Source organism: Paenibacillus sp. FSL R7-269 (assembly GCF_000517865.1).
Lineage (GTDB): Bacteria > Bacillota > Bacilli > Paenibacillales > Paenibacillaceae > Paenibacillus_AQ.
This window is the reverse complement of record NZ_ASPS01000007.1, coordinates 49,406-71,158: the sequence shown is the minus strand read 5'-3', so window position 1 is coordinate 71,158 and position 21,753 is coordinate 49,406. Positions and strand designations below refer to the sequence as shown.

The window sequence follows — 21,753 nt, the reverse complement described above, 5'->3', positions numbered from 1 at the left end:
CCGTCCCTTACAGACGGGGGCGGGGCTACATTCGATCGGAAGGTCCATATCTATTATAATGAGGGCATAATCTGCGTACTGATCATGAAGGGAGAGAGAGGATATGAGCGAACGTCTGCCTTGTCAGACTCCGGGCTGCACGGGAACGATTCTTCCTGCAACCGCACTGAAGACCGGAGGCATCTGTATGCCCTGCTACCAGCAGAAGAGAGCGATGGGAAAACAGGCTTATATTGAACAGAATCGCAAAGAGGTGAACAGGTATGCCGGTATCCATGATCCGGTTGGAATTCTCACCATAATGCACAGCCCGCGGAAGCCTGATCCGCTAATCAAGGAAGTACCATACCCCCGGACCGCACAGGAGCTGTATCATGATCTGACGGAGGAACAGAGAGATCGGATGGAGAGCTACGCTGTTCATTTATTGGAAGAAGAGGATAGAGACCAGGCGGAGATGATTCTGGTGTCACTCCTCTGCTTCACGGATACACGGCTTGGGCCGGCTCTGGAAATGCTCCTCCACACAGGGAATTATGCGCCTGCCATCCTCTTCAAGGGTGCTGACGCGCAGGTCCGGGACCGGCTCATTGCCCAGGTGGAGTCCGATCCGGCTAACCGTAATCTGCTGCTGCTGGCGCTGGCCTGGATTGGCGATGAAGAGGTGGTCAGGCTATTTGCACAGTGGCGGCACTCCCCGCCGGAGTGGGCTGCGGCGTTATATCAGGCACCCGAGACGTATGCCCTTGAAGCAGGCTGGGAGCTGGATGCCGGAGGCGGCAAAAGGCAGCTGTACCCTTCTGAATGTTACCCCTTCCTGGTAAGCAGGGAAGACACTCCGGAAGCGCCAGGGGCACCGGCGGCTGTTCAAATGCTCCAGACAGAAACGCACGCCTGTCCTTGGTGTGGAGGTGCGCTAACCGTCTTATTCGATTACGATTTGCAGCATCCGCAGGTTAGATTCATGGAGCTTCCCGGCAAGCGGCTAAGAATTGCAGCCTGTATGCACTGCAACTGTTACGGTACTGTATATATGAAGGCTGATCTGGAGGGCGGTTATTCATGGAGTGAATATAATGTTGTTCCTGGATATCTGCCTGACAATACTGGAGGAGCACTGGCGTTCGACACATGGCATGTAATGCAGCTGTCGGAACAGCCGGCTGGCACTTATGAGAGTGCACATTGGGTGCTGGAGGCGCCGGCCTCGCAGATCGGAGGACATCCGGCCTGGATTCAGGATGCAGATTATCCGGCGTGTCCCTGCTGCGCACAGACGATGACTTTTGCAGCGCAGGCGGATATGGGCCAGGTAGCCGAGGACGAGGGGATTTATTATGCTTTTCTGTGCCGGGAGTGCCTGATAACAGCGGTGAATTACCAGCAGACCTGAGTTTCGTGATTTGAAATTTTGGGTATATAAGCTATATTTTCGAAATATAAACGTAAGCGAGCCACAAGCTGGAAAGTGAGGGTTCTCATGGATTTTCCGGTCAACATCCTGCTCGTAGACGATCATCCCGAGAATCTGCTTGCCCTTGAGGCCGTTCTCCGCGGAGAGCCTTACCGGTTGTTTCGGGCCTATTCCGGGACTGAAGCTTTACGCTGTCTGCTGGAGGAGGAATTCGCCGTCATTGTGATGGATGTGCAAATGCCGGGGATGGACGGGCTGGAGACGGCGCGCCTTATCCGTACTCGGGAGAAGAATCATGTGGTGCCGATTATTTTCATGTCCGCTAACAGTACGACGATGGAGGATATCTTCGCCGGTTATTCTGTGGGTGCGATGGATTACATGACGAAGCCCTTCGTCCCGCAGCTGTTCAAGTCGAAGATTGAGGGTTACGTCAGCATGTATGAAGCGAATAAAACGCTGCAGCTCCAGAGCGAAATGCTGAAGCAGCAGGCCCGGCAGCTGGAGAAGACGAATCAGGAGCTGAGGGAAGCGAAGGAAACCGCAGAAATTGCCTCTAAGGTAAAGTCGGAATTCCTGGCGATGATGAGCCATGAAATCCGCACGCCGCTGAACGGGATCATCGGGATGTCTGATCTGCTGCTGGCCTCGGATCTGCCGGAGGAATATTGTGAGATGGCGGGAATTATCCACACGAGCAGCAATGCCCTTCTGTCGGTGATCAATCCCATTCTCGATTATTCCAAGCTGGAAGCCGGGAAGCTGGTGGTGGAAGAGGCGCCGTTCTCTCTGCACGACTGCCTGAGCGAGACGGTTGCCCTATTCACCGCGAGGACCCGTGAGCGGAAGCTTGATATGGTGGTGGAGATTGATCCTGCTGTGCCTCCTGATCTGGTGGGAGATGTGAACCGTCTCCGCCAGGTATTGAATAATCTCGTGGGCAACGCCGTGAAGTTCACCCAGGCAGGCAGTGTATACATAATGGTTAACAGGCTGGAGGGACCGGCGGGGCAGCTTACGCTAGAATTCACAATCAGAGACACAGGAATCGGGATTCCCCCGGATAAAATCGGTGAGCTGTTCCAGCCCTTCTCCCAGCTCGATGCCTCTACCACGCGCAGGTTCGAAGGCACGGGGCTAGGCTTATCGATCAGCAAAGCTCTGGTGGAGCTGATGGGCGGAAGCATCCGGGTCGAGCCATCGGAGGAACCCGGGGCTACGTTTGTTTTTACAATTGCCGTTCGTGAGCATCTTGGATTGGAGCAAAAATACGTGCTGAATAAGGGGCAGGGTTGATACTATGAGCGATGACAACCAAATCAAAGAGAACCAGGGCGATGGAATAGACGCCGGTGAACTGCTGAGCGCCTTGATGGCGATGAAGAAGGGCAATTTCTCCCACCGGATGCCTTATGACCGTACGGGGATCGCCGGTAAGGTAGCGGATACGTTCAACGAGATTATGGATATTCAGGAGAGCCTGGTGAACGAGGTTCAGACGGTGGCCAGAGTGGTCGGCAAGGAAGGGAATCTGTCGAGACGGTTCGTGCAGAAGAATCTGGGCGGGTCCTGGGAGACGGTGACCGATTCCTTGAATGGCCTGGTGATTGACCTGATTCAGCCGACCAGCGAGATGGTCCGGGTAATTAACGCCGTGGCCAAGGGCGATCTGTCCCAGCAGGTGGAGCTGGCGATCGAAGGACGGCCGCTTACCGGCGAGTTCCAGCGGACGGCAAGCAATATTAATAGGATGGTGAATCAGCTCAGCACGTTCGCCTCCGAGGTTACACGCGTGGCGCGTGAGGTCGGTACCGAAGGTATTTTGGGCGGACAGGCTGATGTGAAGGGGGTCTCCGGCACCTGGAAGGATCTGACCGACAGCGTCAATTATATGGCGACGAATCTGACGGATCAGGTGCGCAATATTGCGGCGGTGACCACGGCGGTAGCGAACGGCGATCTGTCGAAGCAGATTACGGTCAATGCGCGCGGCGAAATCATGGAGCTGAAGAATACGATCAACACAATGGTGGATCAGCTCTCCATGTTCGCCTCTGAGGTGACCCGGGTAGCGCGTGAGGTCGGGACTGAAGGCAAGCTCGGCGGACAGGCTGATGTGAAGGATGTCTCCGGCACCTGGCGGGATTTGACCGAGAGCGTCAACTATATGGCGTCCAACCTGACGAATCAGGTGCGGAACATCGCGGTGGTGACCACGGCGGTTGCCAACGGCGATCTGTCGAAGAAGATTACGGCCGATGTGCAGGGCGAAATTCTGGAGCTGAAGAACACGATCAATACGATGGTGGATCAGTTATCGACCTTTGCTTCTGAGGTCACTCGCATGGCACGTGAGGTGGGTACGGAAGGGATTCTCGGCGGGCAGGCTGACGTCAAGGGTGTGTCCGGCACCTGGCGGGATTTGACTGAGAGCGTCAACTATATGGCGTCCAACTTAACGAATCAGGTGCGCAATATCGCGGAAGTGACCACGGCGGTAGCCAAGGGAGACTTGTCGAAGACGATTACCGTCGATGCGAAGGGCGAGATTCTGGAGCTGAAAAGCACCATTAATATCATGGTGGACCAGCTCAGCAATTTCGCCTCCGAGGTCACGCGAGTGGCGCGAGAGGTATCAACAGAAGGGATTCTTGGCGGACAGGCCGATGTGAAGGGCGTCTCCGGGACCTGGAAGGATCTGACCGACAGCGTGAACTTCATGGCGGGTACGCTGACGGATCAGGTGCGCAATATCGCAGAAGTGACGACAGCCGTGGCGAAGGGGGATCTGTCCAAGCAGATTACGGTGAATGCAACCGGCGAGATCCTGGAGCTGAAGAACACCATTAACACCATGGTGGAGCAGCTGTCGATCTTCGCTTCCGAGGTGACGCGTGTGGCGCGCGAGGTCGGCACTGAAGGGATGCTGGGCGGGCAGGCGCAGGTGAAGGGTGTAGCCGGGACCTGGCGCGATTTGACCGAGAGTGTGAACTACATGGCGTCCAACCTGACGAATCAGGTGCGCAATATTGCGGTGGTAACGACAGCGGTGGCGAACGGCGATCTGTCCAAGAAAATCACTGCGGATGTGCAAGGCGAAATTCTGGAGCTGAAGAATACGATCAATACGATGGTGGACCAGCTCTCCATGTTCTCCTCCGAGGTGACGCGTGTAGCGCGCGAGGTGGGTACAGACGGCAAGCTCGGCGGCCAGGCGCAGGTGAAGGGAGTAGGCGGCACCTGGAAGGACTTGACCGAAGGTGTAAATAACATGGCCCGCAATCTGACGGATCAGGTGCGTAATATTGCAGATGTGACTACGGCGGTTGCCAAGGGCGACCTGTCCAAGAAGATTACCGTAGACGTCAAGGGCGAGATTCTGGAGCTGAAAAATACGATTAACACCATGGTGGATCAGCTCTCGATCTTCGCCTCCGAGGTGACGCGTGTAGCGCGCGAGGTGGGCACGGATGGTAAGCTGGGCGCACAGGCCGAGGTGAAGGATGTCTCCGGGACCTGGAAGGATCTGACTGATACGGTGAACTTCATGGCGAGCAACCTGACGATTCAGATGCGCAACATTGCCGGTGTAACCACGGCGGTAGCGAACGGGGATCTGTCCAAGAAGATTACGGTGGATGTCAAAGGCGAATTGTTGGAGCTGAAGAACACGATCAATACGATGGTGGATCAGCTGAATTCGTTCGCCTCCGAGGTGACGCGCGTAGCGAGCGAGGTCGGCACGGACGGCAAGCTGGGCGGACAGGCCCAGGTGCGCGGTGTCGGGGGGATCTGGAAGGATCTGACCGACAACGTGAATATCATGGCGACCAATCTGACCGATCAGGTGCGCGGCATCGCCAAGGTCGTGACGGCAGTGGCGAACGGTAACCTGAAGCAGAAGCTGACGGTGGAGGCCAAGGGCGAGATTGCCGAGCTGACGGATACGATCAATAACATGATCGAGACGCTGGCTACCTTCGCTGATCAGGTCACTACCGTGGCACGCGAGGTTGGAGCCGAAGGGAAGCTGGGCGGACAGGCCAGCGTGCCGGGGGCTGCGGGTACCTGGCGTGATTTGACCGACAACGTCAATTACATGGCGAGTACGCTGACCACACAGGTGCGGGCCATCACCAATGTGGCTACAGCAGTGACTAACGGCGATCTGTCACGGGCGATTGATGTGTCCGCCTCCGGGGAGGTTGCCACGCTCAAGGACAACATCAACGAGATGATCCGTAATCTGAAGGAGACGACCCGCATCAACACCGAGCAGGACTGGCTGAAGACTAATCTGGCCAAATTCTCGCGGATGCTTCAGGGGCAGCGCGATCTGTATGCAGTCAGCCGGATGATCCTGTCCGAGCTGGCTCCGCTGGTATCGATGCAGCATGGCGTCTTCTATATTAATGAACCCTCCGGCGGGGAGGCGGTCCTGAAGCTGTTCGCCAGCTATGCGTATCAGAACCGCAAGCATCTGGCGAATGAATTCCGTGCGGGCCAGGGGCTGGTTGGCCAGTGCCTGATTGAGAAGCAGCGGATTCTGCTGACTAATGTTCCGGGCGATTATGTGATGATCTCGTCCGCACTGGGCGAAGCCACTCCGCTCAATATCATCCTGCTGCCGATCATCTTCGAGGATCAGGTGCTGGCGATTCTGGAGCTGGCGACCTTCCGGCCTTACAGCGATATCGACATCGCCTTCCTGGATCAGCTTACTGAATCCATCGGCAGTGTGATCAACACGATGCAGGCGAACCAGCGTACGGAAGAGCTGTTGATTCAGTCCCAGTCGCTCACCGAGGAGCTGCAGAAGCAACAGCTGGAGCTGCGGAGCACGAATGACGAGCTGGAGGATAAGGCGAAGCTGCTGGTGCTGCAGAAGGCAGAGGTGGAGAGCAAGAACCATGAGGTGGAGGTAGCCAAGCGTTACCTGGAAGAGAAGGCGGAGCAGCTTGCCCTTACCTCCAAGTACAAATCCGAATTCCTGGCGAACATGTCCCATGAGCTGCGCACGCCGCTGAATTCCTTGCTGCTCCTGGCAGAACAGCTGGCCGAGAACCCGGATGAGAATCTGCATGAGCTGCAGGTGAAGTTTGCGAAGACCATTCAGGACTCCGGGCTGGAGCTGCTGAACCTGATTAATGATATCCTCGATCTGTCCAAAATCGAATCCGGCACGATCACGCCGGATTTCAGCGAAGTCTCGCTGGCAGAGCTGACGGACGGGCTGGACCGTACCTTCCGTCATATGGTGGATGCCAAGAAGCTTGACTACCGGATCAAGATTGATCCCGGTGTACCGGCCAGCATCGCTACGGATTCCAAGCGTCTGCTGCAAATCCTGAAGAACCTGCTGTCGAACGCCTTCAAGTTCACTGAGCAGGGACAGATTATGCTGCAGATCCGCAAAGCGGCCGACGGGTGGCACCCGGATAAGGAGTCACTTGAGCGCGCCACCACCGTAATCTGCTTCTCGGTAAGCGATACGGGAATCGGCATTCCGGCGGAGAAGCAGCAGATTATCTTCGAAGCGTTCCAGCAGGCGGACGGCAGTACGAACCGGGAATACGGCGGAACGGGTCTCGGGCTTGCCATCTCCCGCGAGATTGCCGAGATGCTCGGCGGGGAGATTAGCTTATACAGTGAAGTTGGCAAGGGCAGTGTATTTAACCTGTACCTGCCGACGGAAGCTGAATTCACTGAACCGGAGCCTCCGAAAGCTCATGTTCCCGAGGTCATTGATATCACCCCGGCCAAACGCAGAAGCAGCCTTGCAAGGCCGGAAGTGGAGCCCTTCGCGGATGACCGCGAGCAGATTGAACCGGGAGACCGGGTGTTCCTGATCGTTGAGGATGACCAGAAGTTCAATGAGATCATTCTGGGGATGCTCCACAAAAAAGGAATTAAAGCGGTAATCGCCACCAGCGGCTGGGATGTCCTGGAGCTGGTTCAGAAATATCAGCCACAGGCCATCACGCTTGATCTGCATCTTGGCGGAGATACGGACGGCTGGCTGGTACTTCAGCAGCTCAAGAACGATATCGGGGTACGGCATATTCCGGTCTGCGTAATGACTGTGGATGAAGACGAGGTGCTGTTGCTGCAGAAGGGGGCTTACGATTATTTCCGCAAGCCCGTGACCAATGAGGAGCTGGAGAATGCGCTGGACCGGTTGAACCGGTTCGCTGATCACGCCACAGCTAATCTGCTGGTCGCCGTTCAGGATGAACAGGAGCGCAAGCATATAGCCGAGCTGCTGGACAACCCGGATCTTACGCTTACTCTTGTAGAGACCGGGCGCAAAGCCTTGAACCAGTTGAATAGCAAGACGTTCGAGGCGATCGTGCTGGACAGCAGCCTGGCGGACATGAAGCTGATCCGCTTCCTCCGGGAGATGTACAAGAACGCCAGAAATAAGAGAATCCCCGTCCTGGTGCAGATGAACCGGAAGCTGACATCGGAGGAAGAAGCCGAGTGGGATGAGCTGGCGAAGATGGCGGTGCTCAAAGAGGTGAAGTCGGATGCCCAGCTGATTGATGAATCCACCCTCGCCCTGCACCGCAAGGCAGGGAATCTGCCGCCGCTCTCCAGAGATAAGCTGGTGAAGCTCTATCAGTCGGATGAGATGATCGAGTATAAAAAGGTGCTTGTAGTGGATGATGATATCCGCAACATCTTTGCGCTCACCTCCATTCTGGAGCGCCATCAGATGAAGGTGATCCCTGCGGAGAATGGCCAGGATGCGATCACGCTGCTGGAGCAGACGCCGGATATCGGCATTGTCCTGATGGACATCATGATGCCGGGAATGGACGGCTATGAGACTACCCGGGCGATCCGGGAGAAGCCGGAATGGAGGGACCTCCCGATACTTGCGCTTACAGCCAAGGCGATGAAGGGAGACCGGGAGCTGTGCCTGGAAGCAGGCTGCTCGGATTATATTACCAAGCCGGTGAACAGCGGACAACTGTTATCAATGATGCGTACCTGGCTGGACGAATAGAGCAGGACAAATAGGACGGACCCTAAAACAGGTCCATGGAACAGGAACAGGAGCCAACCTCTTAGCCGCGATCAGGCGGTTAGGGCTGGCTCCTGTTTTTTTGCTAATATTCGATGAATGTAGCTTATTAATCCGCAGAGGGTTCGAGCTGGCGGCAGGAAGCTCTCTCGATAAAGAGGGTGTCGACTTTGACCTTGGTGCTGACTGCGGGCTGCCGGTGAAGAGAAGCGGTGAACAGATCGACTGCCCATGCGGCCATCCGTTCTTTCTCCACATGAACTGTGGTCAGCTCCGGGGCTACAATCTGCGATTCATTGATATTATCGAAGCCGATGACGGATACATCCTCCGGGATGGAGAAGCCCAGCTCGCCGAGTGCCTTGATCACGCTGATGGCGATGTAATCACATTCACAGAAGAAGGCGGTGGGAAAGGGCTGTCCGCTGTCCTTCAGCCGCTGCAGCTTGTCCCGTAACGGCCCCTGAGAGGAAAATAAGGTCGGCGGCACCGCCAGTATGCTGCTCCGGGGGATCTCCACCTGCGCCTCCGCCATGGCGTCCATGAACCCGCGCTGCCGTTCCCCGAAGTTATGAATCCGCTCCTCGGATGCGATATAACCAATTCTCCGGTGACCGTGACTAGTCAGATAGGTGCCTGCCTGATAAGCCCCCATATAATTATTGATCTCGACAAAATGGACAGGCAGCGCATCGAAGCAGGTGTCCAGCACGATCAGGCCGGGCAGCTTGTCCGCGATATCGGCTATTCTGGCCGCATCCAGGCTGGTTCCGAGCAGAATCACGCCGCTGGTGGGCTCCTCCATCACGGAATGAATGCCCTGCTCATAGTTCTTCTCTTCAATAGCGGAGAAAATCAGACTGTAGCCCCCCATCCGGCAGCGTTCCTCAATATGATGAATCAGCTCCCGGAAGAAGGGCTGCTGATAATACTCCTCATGGACCAGTCCGGCATTGGTGAACACCAGGAACCGCAGGGTGGTGGGGTTCGCCTCAGCGGCGGCCGCTCTTCCCCTGCCGGTATATCCATAGGTCTCCGCCAGGCGCAGAATTCGCCCGCGTGTCTCTGGCCCGACCCCCGGCTTCCCGTTCAGGGCCAGCGAGACGGCCCCTTTGGAGACCCCGGCCAGCCGGGCAAGCTCCTCCATATTCAATGACAAGACCTCCATTCAGCATCGTAGCTTAAGTATGTTTAGTGTAAGGGAAGGCACAGATTTTAGCAATGAACCAGGTTTTTAGTTCGTTTGTTTAGTGTTGTTTAGCTGAAAATAATAACGTTGACGATAATTATAAGGTGATGTAGGATTGATTTAGAATAGTTGTATAGTTAAATGATCTGGTTTTGTTTAGTTAGTGTTTAGTTCGATGTTGCTAATTGTATATCTAAGGATTCATACAGAAGGGAGCAGGACTTATGGCTAATCCGAAGGAAGCAGGGCAGGCTGAAGCATTCCAGGGGAGGGTCTCCGTATCGGTGCCGGACCAGACTTCACAGTGGGGGGTATGTGAAATTGTACTGCATGGAGGCCCTGCAGGGGGCAATCCGTTTACGGAGGTAGCGCTACAGGCGGAATTTTCAATGGGAGAATACTCCGTTCTGGCTCTGGGCTTCTATGACGGGGACGGAGTGTACCGCATCCGCTTCATGCCGGAGCATCAGGGGAAGTGGACCTTCCGGACCGGCAGCAATGCACCTGCTCTGCATGGACTTGAGGGAGAACTGGAATGCACGGCTGCGGCAGAGGGGGCCCATGGTCCGGTCCGGGTGCGGAATACCTTTCATTTTGCCTATGCGGACGGAACGTCCTATCTTCCTGTCGGCACCACCTGCTACGCCTGGACCCATCAGGGGGATGAAATGGAGCGCCAGACGCTGGATACGCTGAAAGCGTCTTCTTTTAACAAAATAAGAATGTGCGTGTTCCCGAAATCCTACTCCTATAACGAGAATGAACCGGAGTACTATCCTTATGAAGGCTCGGTCCAGGCAGGGTGGGATTACAGCCGGTTCAACCCGGCGTTCTTCCAGCATCTGGAGGAGCGGATTGCAGACCTTGGGGAGCTGGGCGTCGAGGCTGACCTGATTCTGTTCCACCCGTATGACCGCTGGGGCTTCGCAGATATGGGCAAAGAGGCGGATGACCGCTATCTCCGGTACCTTGTAGCCAGACTCTCGGCTTACCGCCATATCTGGTGGTCGCTGGCTAATGAATATGATTTCATGAGCAACAAGCTGCTGGCCGATTGGGAGAGGTATGCGCATATTGTAACGTCGTATGATCCTTACGGGCACCTGATCTCTAACCACAACGGTATTGCCTTCTATGACTTCAACCAGCCCTGGGTTACGCATTGCAGTATTCAGCGTGTGGATGTGTACAAGACCTCCGAGAATACAGACGAATGGAGACGGCGCTGGAATAAGCCTGTCGTGATCGATGAATGTGTCTACGAGGGCAATATCGAGCATGGCTGGGGAAATATTACCGGGGAAGAGATGGTCCGGCGCTTCTGGGAAGGCGCGGTCCGTGGAGGATATGTCGGACATGGGGAAACCTACCTGCACCCGGAGGATAAGCTCTGGTGGGCCAAGGGCGGCCGGCTGTATGGCACGAGTCCTGAGCGGATTGCTTTTCTGCGCCGTGTGCTGGAGGAAGGGCCTTCAGAGGGACTGAACCCGCTGTCTTCGGATTGGGATCTGCCCAGAGCCGGGGTGGAGGACGAATATTATCTGTATTATTTCGGGTTCAACCGGCCGGGCTTCCGCCAGTTTACCATGAACCCGGAGATCCGCTATAAGGTGGAGCTGCTGGATACCTGGAACATGACGGTGGAGGAGCTTGCGGGTAGCTATCAGGGAACCTTCAGGGTCGATCTGCCGGGACGGACTTATATGGCGTTGAGAATGACGCGCCTGCACGAAGAGCAAGACCTGGAGGCGAAATAAGATGTGGAAGGTTGGTGTTGTGGGCGCCGGGTATTGGTCAGATAAGCATCTGCAGGCATGGCAGCGTATCCCCGGCGTTCAGATTCAAGGCCTGTGCGACCTGGATTCGGACAAGCTGCACAGTAAGGGTGTGGCATACGGAATTCCCCGGGACATGCTGTACTCCACGCTGGAAGACATGCTGTCTTCTGCGGAGCTGGATATAGTGGATATTATTACCGCGCCGGATACCCATCCCGAGCTGGTCGGACTGGCTGCACGGTCCGGGAAGCATATCCTGTGCCAGAAGCCGTTTGCCCGTTCTATGGAGGAAGCCTGTGAGATGGTGGAAACAGCCCATGCTGCGGGCGTCCGGCTGATGGTTACAGAGAACTGGCGCTGGCTGCAGCCGATTCAGGCTATCCGCAAGCTGCTGGATGAGGGAACGGCAGGACGGCTCCAGACGATCCGCTATATCCATACGGATTATTATTCACCGCGGTTTGCCCCGGAGAATGAGCTGCCGCAGCCGTTCTTCCGGGAGATGCCGAAGCTGCTGTTCTATGAGATGGGGGTTCACTGGTATGATACGTGGCGCTTCCTGTTCGGGGAACCGAAGCGGCTCTATGCGGAGACCCGGAAGGTCAGCCCGTATATTACCGGGGAGGATGCCGGGTTGATTACCCTCGGTTACGAGGATTACATGGGCTTAATGGATATGAGCTGGGCCACCCGGCAGAATTTGCCGGGCAAGCTCACGCTGCCTGTGCTGCCGGACCATAAGGAACAGCTGATTATTGAAGGCGATCAGGCAACGATCAAGCTGTACAGCAGCGGTACACTCAGCCTGATTGATAACAGCGGGGCCGAGACGGTTGTGTCGGAGAAGAACGGCCTTGATTTTGAAGAGAGCCATTACCGGCTGCAGTCGCATTTCATTGAATGCCTGAACACGGGTGAGGAATTCCAGACGAGCGGCGAAGATAATCTGAAGACGTTGGAGCTTGTATTCGGGACCTACCGGAGTGCGGAAGAGCATGAGGTCATTCATTTGGCATAGCTCTAAGGGGCGGTATACGAAGAACCGGGGAGCCACTGTCCGGTTCTTTGCCATGCTTACCGGCAAGATTGGCTGATCGCCGGGGAATAGCGTACACTGGGTGAATAGAGTCATTACTGAACTTGAGCTGCGGGGTGAGAAGGATGGACAAGCTGCTGGAGCAGATCACAGGCGAGCTGCTGGGACAGGTTGAAATAGAAAGCGTGAATCCGCTGGAGCCGGTGAAGGTCAGCGGTGTAGGGAGGCTCTGGAGGGTGCTCGGAACCGGAAATTACGCGGCTGTCTTCTGCCGTCAGGGAGCAGAGGAATACGCAGTGAAGATTTACGCGCCGGGCAGGCCGGGCATTGAGGAAGAAGCTGAGGTGTACCGCCGCCTTGGGCAGCATCCAGCCTTCTCGGAATGCTATTATGCCGGAGCAGATTTCCTGGTCCTCAAAAGGCTGGGCGGAGTCACCTTCTACGATTCCATGCAACGCGGCATTCTCATTACCGGACAGGCTATTGAAGACATTGACAACGCGCTTCAGTATGCCAGATCCCGGGGACTGCGCCCGCATGATATCCACGCCAAGAATGTGATGCTCCGGGAGGGCCGGGGACTGATTGTAGATGTCTCGGATTTCCTGAAGGATGATGATTGCAGTATGTGGGAGGATTATAAGCGGTTGTATTACCGGTTGTACCAGCCGGTGGCTTCCCGCCGGGTATTTCCGGTTCCCCGTCTGATTCTGGAAATGGTCCGCAGAGGGTACCGGTTCTGGCGTCGGCGGAAGCAGGGGCGGAGCCGGTTCACTCTTTTCCGGAAATGACAAAGGCTTCAATTAGTAGTGCTTACAGATGTGGATCTCAGGAGTGCAGCGGGCATGGCCTCAGCCCTTCGGAATGCGGCGGTAGCTGGAGGGAGAGAAGCCGGAGATTCGCTTGAATAGCCGGGAGAAGTAATAAGGGTCATTGATCCCTACGGCAGCGCCGACCTCCTTAATGCTGAGTTCGGTAAGATCGAGCAGATGGCCTGCGCGCTGGATTTTGAGCCGCAGGAAATACTCAATCGGGGAGACGCCGGTCCCAGCGTTGAAAATATAGATCAGATGCTGCTTCGATACGCCGGCATGCTTAGCCAGCTCAGGCAGGGTGAGGGTGCTGCCCAGCCGTCCGTTCATATACTGGATCGCCTGTTCCAGATACGTCTCCCGCTTCTTCTCCTGAGCTGATTTCCCGGTACTCAGGCCAATCCCGGAGAGCAGCTGCCTAACCGTCTGGGCGATGTGCACATGGGTAGCCAGGGCATAGGTCCGCTCAGCCAGCAGCTCGTAGGCAGGGACGAACCAGTCGATAAGCCGGGCCTTGCCGCTCGGGGCTAGGGCAAGGGGGGCGCCGGACAATCCGAACAGCTTCACCAGCCGGTCGGCATGGCTTCCTTTGAAATGGAACCAGTAAATGCTCCATGGATTCTCCTGCATGGCCCCGTACCGATGCGGGGTGCCTGGAGGAATAATGACCATATCCCCCGGCTGCATGTTCATCTGCTCCCCGTGGTTCAGCTCCACCCAACCCTCCCCAGCTTCACATAAGATCAAGATATGCGACGGGCTGCCTTCGAGGCGTTCCCTGAAATGATACCGGGCATTCGGAAAGTACCCGATGTCCGTAATGAACAAGGACGCGGTCAACTCCTCCTGCTCCAGCTCCTTCATCCAATATTCAGGCAGCACATACAGCTTCTCCTCGACAAACCCTTCCGGCTTGCGGATATGACCCTGATTCACGCGGGCTCCCCCTAACAGATAGTATGTAAACAATCTTGCACAGAATAAGAATATAATCCATCACTTCCCGCATTTCGTCAATTGGAACCTTCCCGGCCAGGGGCTAGAGTAGAACTATCAAGTCAAGGGAGGCAGTGAAGGGATGAAGCATACAGGTAGCGGTAAGATGCCGGAGGCAGGCGGGGGGAACACAGACTTCGCTGGCAATGGGGACAACACGTATAATGCGGGCAACGCGGACAACGCGGACAACACAGACAACACAGACAACGCGTATAATTCGGGCAACGCGGACAGAGCGGACCGGGTGCAGGTACGGGAGACCTGTGTGATTATACCAACCTATGAAGCGGGGGCTGCTGATCCAAATCCTATGTTTCTGGAGAAAAGAGTCTATCAGGGGAGCTCGGGGCGTGTATACCCTCATCCCGTGATCGAGAGCATCTCGGATGTGAAGCAGGATAGGGTGTACAAGCTGATTATTCTGGAGAATGAATATCTGCGCATAGAGATCATGCCGGAGCTTGGAGGGCGGATCTACCGGGCGCTGGACAAGACGAATAACTATGATTTTGTCTACTATAACCGCGTAATCAAGCCTGCGCTGGTCGGCCTTGCGGGTCCCTGGATCTCTGGGGGCATTGAGTTCAACTGGCCGCAGCATCACCGCCCGAATACGTTCGGGCCCGTAGAATATAAGCTTGAGGCTGCTCTGGATGGGAGCGCTGCCGTATGGGTGAGCGAGATTGACCGGATGTACGGGACGAAGGTTACCGCTGCATTCAGACTCTATCCAGGGAGAGCCTATTTGGAGGCCCGGGCCCAGTGCTATAACCGGACGCCGCAGGCGCAGACCTTCCTCTGGTGGGCCAATCCGGCGGTTGCGGTCAATGATCAGACGCAGTCTGTTTTTCCGCCTGATGTTACAGCCGTCTTCGACCATGGAAAAAGGGATGTATCACGGTTCCCTATTGCGACCGGTACCTACTACAAACAGGATTATTCGGAAGGCGTGGACATCTCCCGCTACAAGAATATTCCGGTTCCGACCTCTTATATGGCCTATAAGTCGGATTATAATTTCGTCGGCGGATATGATCACGGCGTCCAGGCGGGGCTGCTGCATGTGGCTGATCATCATATCTCACCGGGAAAGAAGCAATGGACCTGGGGGAACGGGGAGTTCGGTCAGGCCTGGGACCGCCAGCTGACCGATGAAGACGGGCCTTATATTGAACTCATGACGGGCGTGTACACCGATAATCAGCCTGACTTCACCTGGCTGCAGCCGTATGAGGAGAAGAGCTTCATCCAGTATTTCATGCCGTATAAAGGCATCGGTCTGGTGAAAAATGCCTCGGTAGACGCTGCGGTCAATCTGGAAGTTGATGCGGTATCAGCTCAGGCGGTGGTGAAGGTATACGTGACCTCACAGCTTGCACAGGCTGTTATCCGCTTAAGCGGTGCCGCTGGCGAGTATCTCCGGGAGACTGCAGATTTGTCCCCGGCAGAGGCTATAGAGCGTACGGTCATACTGCACCATGGAGAGCAGGAGCATAACCTCAAGCTGACGGTCCATAGTGCAGAGGGCAGGCTGCTGGTCGCCTATCAGCCGAAGCGGCCGGAGATCGAGCGCATCCCCGAGGCGGCGAAGCCGCTGGCAGCGCCGGAAGAGCTGCGTTCAACAGAGGAGCTATATCTGGCCGGCCTGCATCTGGAGCAGTACCGGCATGCCACCTTTGAGCCGGAGGCCTATTATCTGGAGGGGCTTAAGCGGGACTGCGGGGATATCCGGCTGAATGTAGCGTATGGAACGCTGCTGCTCCGCCGCGGGCAATATGCGCAGAGTGAGCCCTTGTTCCGCCGCGCCATTGAACGTCTGACCTCGCGTAATCCTAACCCGTATGACAGCGAAGCCTATTACCAGTTGGGGGTTGCCCTGCGCGGCCAGAACCGTCTGGATGAGGCTTTTGCCGCTTATTACAAGGCGGTATGGTCGGCAGCCTGGCAGGATGCGGGGTATTTCTCACTTGCTCAGATTGCCTGCCAGCGGGGCCGGTATACCGAGTCGCTGGAGCTGGTGGAGCGTTCGCTGATCCGCAATGCGCGTAATTATAAGGCGAGGAACCTTAAGTCTGCTCTCCTGCGCAGACTTGGCCGGCCGCAGCAGGCGAGAGGATTCGCTAGTGAGACTGTGCAGCTTGATCCTGCTGATTTTGGCGCCTATAACGAACTTGTCCTGGCTCTTGCAGCACTGGATGACCCTGCTGCGGCAGAAGAGGCGCTGATAGAATTAGAGCGGCTTATGCGTGGTGACGCACACAACTACCTTAATCTTATGGCGGATTATATAGGCTGCGGACTGTATGCGGAAGCTCTTGCTGTAGGAGAGAGAGGGGCCCAGCGGGGCAGATCCGACCCTCAATCTGAACCCGGACTAGAATTAGAATCCGAATCGGTCTATCCAATGCTGCATTATGCCCTTGGCGAATGTTATGAACGTACGGGACAAGGCGAGCAGGCACGGGAGGCCCGTAGCAAGGGGCAAGCGGCCTGTCCGCTGCACTGCTTCCCGAACACGCTGTCCGAGCTTGACTGGCTGTTAAGCGCCATTCGGGCGAATCCCCTGGATGATAAGGCCCACTACTATCTCGGCAATCTCTATTATGACAAGAAGCGGCCGGAGGAAGCGGCGGCGAGCTGGGAACGTTCGCGTGAACTGAGAGGGGATTTCGCCATCGTTCACCGCAATTTGGCCCTGGCCTATTACAACAAGCAGAATAATCCTGAGGCGGCGCTTGCTTCACTGGAGCAGGCCTTCGCCTGTGCGCCGCAGGATGCGCGGATTCTGTATGAGCTGGATCAGCTGCGCAAGAAGCTCGCCTGGTCTGCCGGGGAACGACTGGGTCATCTAGAGGCACAGTGCAATTTGGTGGCGCAGCGGGATGATCTGTATATCGAATATGTTACTTTGCTTAACCAGCTTGAGCGCTATGACGAAGCGGTTAGGGCATTAAGCTCGCGTAACTTCCATCCCTGGGAGGGAGGAGAGGGTAAGGTGACCGGGCAATACCAATTCGCCCACAGCGGCCTTGGCAGACAGGCGCTGGATATCGGGCAATTTGAAGCCGCGCTTGAGCATTTCCGGCTGGCGCTGGCCTATCCGCATAATCTGGGCGAAGGGAGGCTGGAAGGGGCGCAGGAGAATAATATTCATTATGCTCTTGGCCGGGTATACGAAGGGCTTCAGCAGGAAGAAGAGGCTGAGCGCTGCTACAGGGCGGCTTCACAAGGTCTGTCGGAGCCGGCAAGTGCAGTGTTCTACAATGACCAGCCGCCGGAGATGATTTTCTACCAGGGGCTGGCCTGGCTAAGGCTTCAGGAGCCGATGGAGGCGAAACGCCGCTTCAATCGATTGATTGATTATGCCGAGCGTCATGTCTTCGACGATATCAAGCTGGATTATTTCGCTGTATCGCTGCCGGATTTCCTGGTGTTTGAGGATGACCTTAACCGGCGCAATGTCATTCATTGCCGCTATATGCGGGGCCTCGGGTTTCTCGGGCTGGGCCGGTATGAAGCAGCGGTATCAGAGCTGGATCTAGCCCTTGACCTGGACCCTAATCATCAGGGAGCCGGGGTTCACAGACGGATGGCCGGCAGTGCTCTGAACCGGGGACAATTCTAAGCAGATGGGGGACAATATAATATGCATACAACAGGACGGCATACGATTATTCTGGACGAAGACTGGTGTTTTCAGGCGGACACAGCAGGTATAGGGGAGCATGAGGAATGGCAGATTACAGGCTTGCCAGCCCCAAGGAAGGTTGCGGTTCCGCATACCTGGAATGTGGAGGAAGGTCTGGAGGAGCACCGGGGGGCCGGGTGGTATGAGTATAGCATCAGTATTCCTGAGGCGTGGAGCAGCAGCCGGTTCCGCCTGCATTTTGAAGCCGTCTACCGTGATGTGGTAGTCTGGGTCAATGGCCGCAAGGCTGGTTCGCATGTCAACTCAGGGTATACTGCCTTTGAGCTGGAGGTGACTGCGCATATTCTGCATGGCAAGGAGAACCGGATTACGGTAAAAGCGGATAATTCCCCGTCCGCTCAGGCGCTTCCGCAAGACTTAAGCTTCGACTGGGCGGATGATGGAGGGATCATCCGGCCTGTACAGCTTATAGTGACCGGGCGAACGGCCGTCAAGCATATCCGCGTCTTCCCCGAAGTCCGGTTTGGATCCGGGCACCAGCAGGCGTCCGGCCGGTTGCTGGCAGAAGTGCAGCTATGCGGACCCTCTGCTTCAGCAACAATAGGGGCCGCTATTCTCAAGGACGGAGCACAAATCTGGGAGGATCACCGCCCCCTGCCTCCGCAATGCGCGAACTGGCAACTTGCAGAGATGGAGTGGTTATCGGTAGAGCTGTGGCATTTCGATCACCCGCACCTCTACCAGCTTCAGCTCACTATCCATGAGGGCGGACAGCTTCATGACGAGGTAACCGTCAATTTCGGGTTCCGCGAGATTGTGGTCAAAGGGCAAGAGCTATGGCTGAACCGCGAGCCTGTCCGCCTGATGGGCGCAGAATGGATGCCGGGTTCTAACCCTGTGGTTGGCATGGCCGAGAAGCGGGAGGATCTCAGCGCGATGCTGGAGCGGCTGAAGGAGGCGAATGCTGTAATCACGCGCTTCCACTGGCAGCAGGGCAATGAGCTGCTGGACTGGTGTGACCGCAACGGAATCCTTGTGCAGGAGGAAATTCCGCATTGGCAGCAACCAGGGGAACCGGATCAGCTGACGTTCGCGGCAGCCTTGTCCCAGGCGAAGGAGATGATCCGCGGCCATTCCCATCATCCGTGTATCTTCGCCTGGGGGATGGGCAATGAGCTGAATGGACAGTCGGAGACTACCCTCCGGTACATGGAGCAGCTGAAGCAGGAGATCAATAAGCTGGATTCACAGCGGCTGATTAACTATGTGAGCAACACGGTCCACCTGCAGCCGTGTAGTGATGCTACGGGAGCCGGGGATCTGTTGATGTGGAATGACTATATCGGAACCTGGCACGGCGAGCTGGATGAGGATGAGGTTATCCGGCAGATTCTGGCCGATTACCCGGATAAGCCGGTGGTGGTGGCTGAATATGGCCTATGCGAGCCGGTCTACGAAGGCGGAGACCCTAGAAGAACAGAGATCCTTATGCACAAAACAGAGCTATACCGCAAGTATCCCCAGTTTGCAGCCCTGATCTTTTTCAGTCTGAATGATTACCGCACGCAAATGGGAGAAGACGGGCAGGGAAGATGGAAGCAGCGGGTTCATGGTTCGGTGGATGTGCATAACCGGGTGAAGCCCTCTTTTGCCGCATTGCGTGAGATAGCTTCACCGCTCCTGCTCGCAGATGCCCCTGTGCTGAAGGAACGTGAGCTTGAAATTACCCTGAAATGCCGGAAGGATATTCCCAGTTATGCTGTGCAGGGTTATTATGTAACACTGTCTACAGATGGCGTGGAAGGAGCGACACAGGTGATTCCTGATATGCAGCCGGGAGAGGTCCTCACCCTAAGCCACAAGCTGCCTGATGCTCCTGTAACGGAGTTGACACTAACGGTCTATCGTCCGAACGGCTTCAGCGTGCTGGAGCTGGGATTGGGACAGTAGTTGACCCGGTAATACAACCAAATCCTAAGGAGTGAAAAGAATGGATACAGTGCTGAGCAGGCTGCCGCGCAAGCTTACCCTAACCATGTGGGATTTCTCCTGGTATACGATGACCTTGCCGGGCGAGCCTTATCATGATCTGGCGGCAAGATGCAGGGAAGCAGCGGACAGAGGGTACAACACCATCCGGATCTGTGCGATGCCGTTCCTGTTGTTCACGGAGGAAGGCAAACGCCCCGGACCGCTGTACTTCGGCAGTCTGGGGGAAGTAGGTCAACGTACCCGCTGGTACAACTGCCGCGGCGGTGCCGAGCTGGACGGGCATGCGCATCTGCTGGAGCTGTTCAGACAGGCCAAGGCGCACGGACTCTATATTATGCTGTCTTCCTGGGAATATCAGCAGAGCCCCAGCTTCCTGGCTTATCCCGCGCTGCGGGATGAGCTGGCTGCAATTGCTCCCGCAGAGCGGTTCATGACCCTGGCCCGGTCGATGAACCAGCTAATCAGGTACATTAAGGCGGAGGGTTTTGCCAGTCAGATTGTCTATGCCGAGCTGCATAATGAAGTCGAATTCGGACAGCTTACCGCTGTGGGCACAGAGCAGGGAATCGGCGCAGCGGATACGCCCAGGCTGGTGGAGGCCATGCAGCCTTATATTGAGGCAGCTGTAGGGTATCTTCGGGAACAGCATCCCGATATTCTAATCACGGCCAGCTATACGCTGAACGAAGCTTATCCGAAGGCATATGTAGCCCGTAATTTGCAGGTGGCCCACTATCATCTCTATATTAAAGGCGTGCTGAATGAGCTTATGGACGCGGCGGGGTTGAATGATGATGAGGTGCCTTTTCCAAATGCCTTTGTCCGGTCTATGCTGAGGGAAGAGGCCCCGCCCTTCGGGGAATGGACCCTGCCCGCAGGGCAGGAGTGGCGGATGGAGGGCAATCCGGTGGGGATGAAGCTGATCTATCTGCATGACTGGGCCGACCCTGATCTATGGGATCTCTATCTGTATGACCGTTACGGAGCCCACAAGCTGGCGATGCTGCAAAAAGCGGACATGCGCCTGGAAGAAGCGCAGGAATGGGCTGCACATTCGGGCCTGCCGGTGGTGATCGGCGAAGGCTATGTCGGCTATACCCCGCTGCTTGCAGGCTTCGAGGAGGGGCCGGTCGGGAAGTTCATTGCCGAGTATGCGCTGCGTAAGGGGATGGCCCTGGGCTTCTGGGGCATGACGCTGTGCTCCAACTGTGCGCCGCATCATCCGTTCTGGCAGGATGTGACTTGGCAGCAGCGGTGGAACCGCTACATTCTTGAAGCGGAGTAGAGGAGTAGCAGAATAGCAGCAGACAGTGCGGTAGCCCGCCAGCTTGTTATGCTGCGTCCCTCCGGGCGGACAGCCGCTGGAAGCAGAATGGGCTCCGTGTTATATTGGGTGTACTTAGTGGTGAGCAGGAGGGATGCAGCATGGGAGAGCCGTCCGGCGGGGAAGCCGCTGATGCTCCATACTCTATAGGTCTGAAGCGGATATACGAGCCTGCGGACTCCGGAGACGGATACCGGATTCTGGTGGACCGGCTGTGGGCGCGCGGAGTGACGAAGGAGCAGGCGGCCATTGACGAGTGGATGAAGGAGATCGCGCCAAGCCCGGCGCTGCGCAAGTGGTTCGGGCATCTGCCGGAGCGGTTCGCGGCATTCAAGGAACGGTATACTATGGAGCTGGAGGAGAATCCGGAATGCGCGGGGCTTGCGGAAGCGATCCGGGAGCGGGCGCTTGAACAGAGGGTCACGCTGGTCTATGCCGCGAAGGACCCGGTCCATAACCATGCGAAGGTACTCTATGAATGGCTGATCTGCGGTTAAAAAAGCACACGGGCCTCCTCCGAATGAATATCCGTT

Annotated in this window: 12 protein-coding genes; 10 read left to right on the top strand and 2 right to left on the bottom strand. The window is 56.2% G+C overall.

The features are described from left to right. Window positions 1-103: 103 nt before the first annotated feature. The 3 genes from C162_RS02745 to C162_RS02735 all read left to right on the top strand — a co-directional run bounded on the left by C162_RS02745 (window position 104) and on the right by C162_RS02735 (window position 8,423). Window positions 104-1,393 (top strand): hypothetical protein, encoded by a 1,290-nt coding sequence (locus C162_RS02745; RefSeq protein ID WP_036691032.1) that lies wholly within the window; start codon window positions 104-106, stop codon window positions 1,391-1,393. 87 nt (window positions 1,394-1,480) lie between these two features. Further along, window positions 1,481-2,710 (top strand): ATP-binding protein, encoded by a 1,230-nt coding sequence (locus C162_RS02740; protein WP_036691029.1) that lies wholly within the window; start codon window positions 1,481-1,483, stop codon window positions 2,708-2,710. A 4-nt stretch (window positions 2,711-2,714) separates the two neighbouring features. After that, the gene (locus C162_RS02735; RefSeq protein WP_036691027.1) at window positions 2,715-8,423 is read left to right on the top strand and encodes a HAMP domain-containing protein; all 5,709 of its coding nucleotides are present in this window, start codon (window positions 2,715-2,717) and stop codon (window positions 8,421-8,423) included. Between the two features lie 127 nt (window positions 8,424-8,550). Here C162_RS02735 and C162_RS02730 read toward each other — a convergent pair whose 3' ends face one another. Then, window positions 8,551-9,588, bottom strand: a complete 1,038-nt coding sequence (locus tag C162_RS02730; RefSeq protein ID WP_327196371.1) for a LacI family DNA-binding transcriptional regulator — start codon at window positions 9,586-9,588, stop codon at window positions 8,551-8,553. A 266-nt stretch (window positions 9,589-9,854) separates the two neighbouring features. On the opposite strand from C162_RS02730, the gene C162_RS02725 reads away from it, so the two are divergent. From C162_RS02725 to C162_RS02715, 3 genes are all read left to right on the top strand, one after another. Beyond that, window positions 9,855-11,387, top strand: coding sequence for a DUF5605 domain-containing protein (locus tag C162_RS02725; RefSeq protein WP_051493170.1), 1,533 nt, complete (start codon window positions 9,855-9,857; stop codon window positions 11,385-11,387). A 1-nt stretch (window position 11,388) separates the two neighbouring features. Beyond that, window positions 11,389-12,426 carry a Gfo/Idh/MocA family protein gene (locus tag C162_RS02720; RefSeq protein WP_036691022.1) on the top strand — a complete coding sequence of 346 codons (1,038 nt, stop codon included), beginning with the start codon at window positions 11,389-11,391 and terminating at the stop codon, window positions 12,424-12,426. Window positions 12,427-12,569: 143 nt separating this feature from the next. Further along, window positions 12,570-13,235 carry a serine/threonine-protein kinase gene (locus tag C162_RS02715; RefSeq protein WP_036691020.1) on the top strand — a complete coding sequence of 222 codons (666 nt, stop codon included), beginning with the start codon at window positions 12,570-12,572 and terminating at the stop codon, window positions 13,233-13,235. Between the two features lie 60 nt (window positions 13,236-13,295). Here C162_RS02715 and C162_RS02710 read toward each other — a convergent pair whose 3' ends face one another. Then, window positions 13,296-14,192, bottom strand: coding sequence for an AraC family transcriptional regulator (locus C162_RS02710; protein WP_051493169.1), 897 nt, complete (start codon window positions 14,190-14,192; stop codon window positions 13,296-13,298). Window positions 14,193-14,334: 142 nt separating this feature from the next. Between C162_RS02710 and C162_RS02705 the strand changes: the two genes are divergently transcribed. The 4 genes from C162_RS02705 (at window position 14,335) to C162_RS02690 (ending at window position 21,717) form a co-directional block, all read left to right on the top strand. Beyond that, a complete protein-coding gene (locus C162_RS02705; protein WP_235218334.1) occupies window positions 14,335-17,880 on the top strand; it encodes a DUF5107 domain-containing protein in 3,546 nt (1,181 codons plus the stop codon). A gap of 21 nt (window positions 17,881-17,901) precedes the next feature. Further along, entirely contained in the window at window positions 17,902-19,854 is a 1,953-nt protein-coding gene (locus tag C162_RS02700) for a glycoside hydrolase family 2 protein (RefSeq protein WP_036691018.1), read from the top strand. A gap of 40 nt (window positions 19,855-19,894) precedes the next feature. After that, window positions 19,895-21,181, top strand: a complete 1,287-nt coding sequence (locus tag C162_RS02695) for a cellulase-like family protein (RefSeq protein ID WP_036691016.1) — start codon at window positions 19,895-19,897, stop codon at window positions 21,179-21,181. Window positions 21,182-21,321: 140 nt separating this feature from the next. Next, entirely contained in the window at window positions 21,322-21,717 is a 396-nt protein-coding gene (locus C162_RS02690; RefSeq protein ID WP_051493168.1) for a DUF488 domain-containing protein, read from the top strand. Window positions 21,718-21,753: the final 36 nt, after the last annotated feature.

What these genes read in the sequence shown, in the direction of transcription:
- C162_RS02745 (WP_036691032.1), top strand. Translation starts at nt 104, where the DNA reads ATGAGCGAACGTCTGCCTTGTCAGACTCCGGGCTGCACGGGAACGATT.
- C162_RS02740 (WP_036691029.1), top strand. Translation starts at nt 1,481, where the DNA reads ATGGATTTTCCGGTCAACATCCTGCTCGTAGACGATCATCCCGAGAAT.
- C162_RS02735 (WP_036691027.1), top strand. Translation starts at nt 2,715, where the DNA reads ATGAGCGATGACAACCAAATCAAAGAGAACCAGGGCGATGGAATAGAC.
- C162_RS02730 (WP_327196371.1), bottom strand. Translation starts at nt 9,588, where the DNA reads ATGGAGGAGCTTGCCCGGCTGGCCGGGGTCTCCAAAGGGGCCGTCTCG.
- C162_RS02725 (WP_051493170.1), top strand. Translation starts at nt 9,855, where the DNA reads ATGGCTAATCCGAAGGAAGCAGGGCAGGCTGAAGCATTCCAGGGGAGG.
- C162_RS02720 (WP_036691022.1), top strand. Translation starts at nt 11,389, where the DNA reads ATGTGGAAGGTTGGTGTTGTGGGCGCCGGGTATTGGTCAGATAAGCAT.
- C162_RS02715 (WP_036691020.1), top strand. Translation starts at nt 12,570, where the DNA reads ATGGACAAGCTGCTGGAGCAGATCACAGGCGAGCTGCTGGGACAGGTT.
- C162_RS02705 (WP_235218334.1), top strand. Translation starts at nt 14,335, where the DNA reads ATGAAGCATACAGGTAGCGGTAAGATGCCGGAGGCAGGCGGGGGGAAC.
- C162_RS02700 (WP_036691018.1), top strand. Translation starts at nt 17,902, where the DNA reads ATGCATACAACAGGACGGCATACGATTATTCTGGACGAAGACTGGTGT.
- C162_RS02695 (WP_036691016.1), top strand. Translation starts at nt 19,895, where the DNA reads ATGGATACAGTGCTGAGCAGGCTGCCGCGCAAGCTTACCCTAACCATG.
- C162_RS02690 (WP_051493168.1), top strand. Translation starts at nt 21,322, where the DNA reads ATGGGAGAGCCGTCCGGCGGGGAAGCCGCTGATGCTCCATACTCTATA.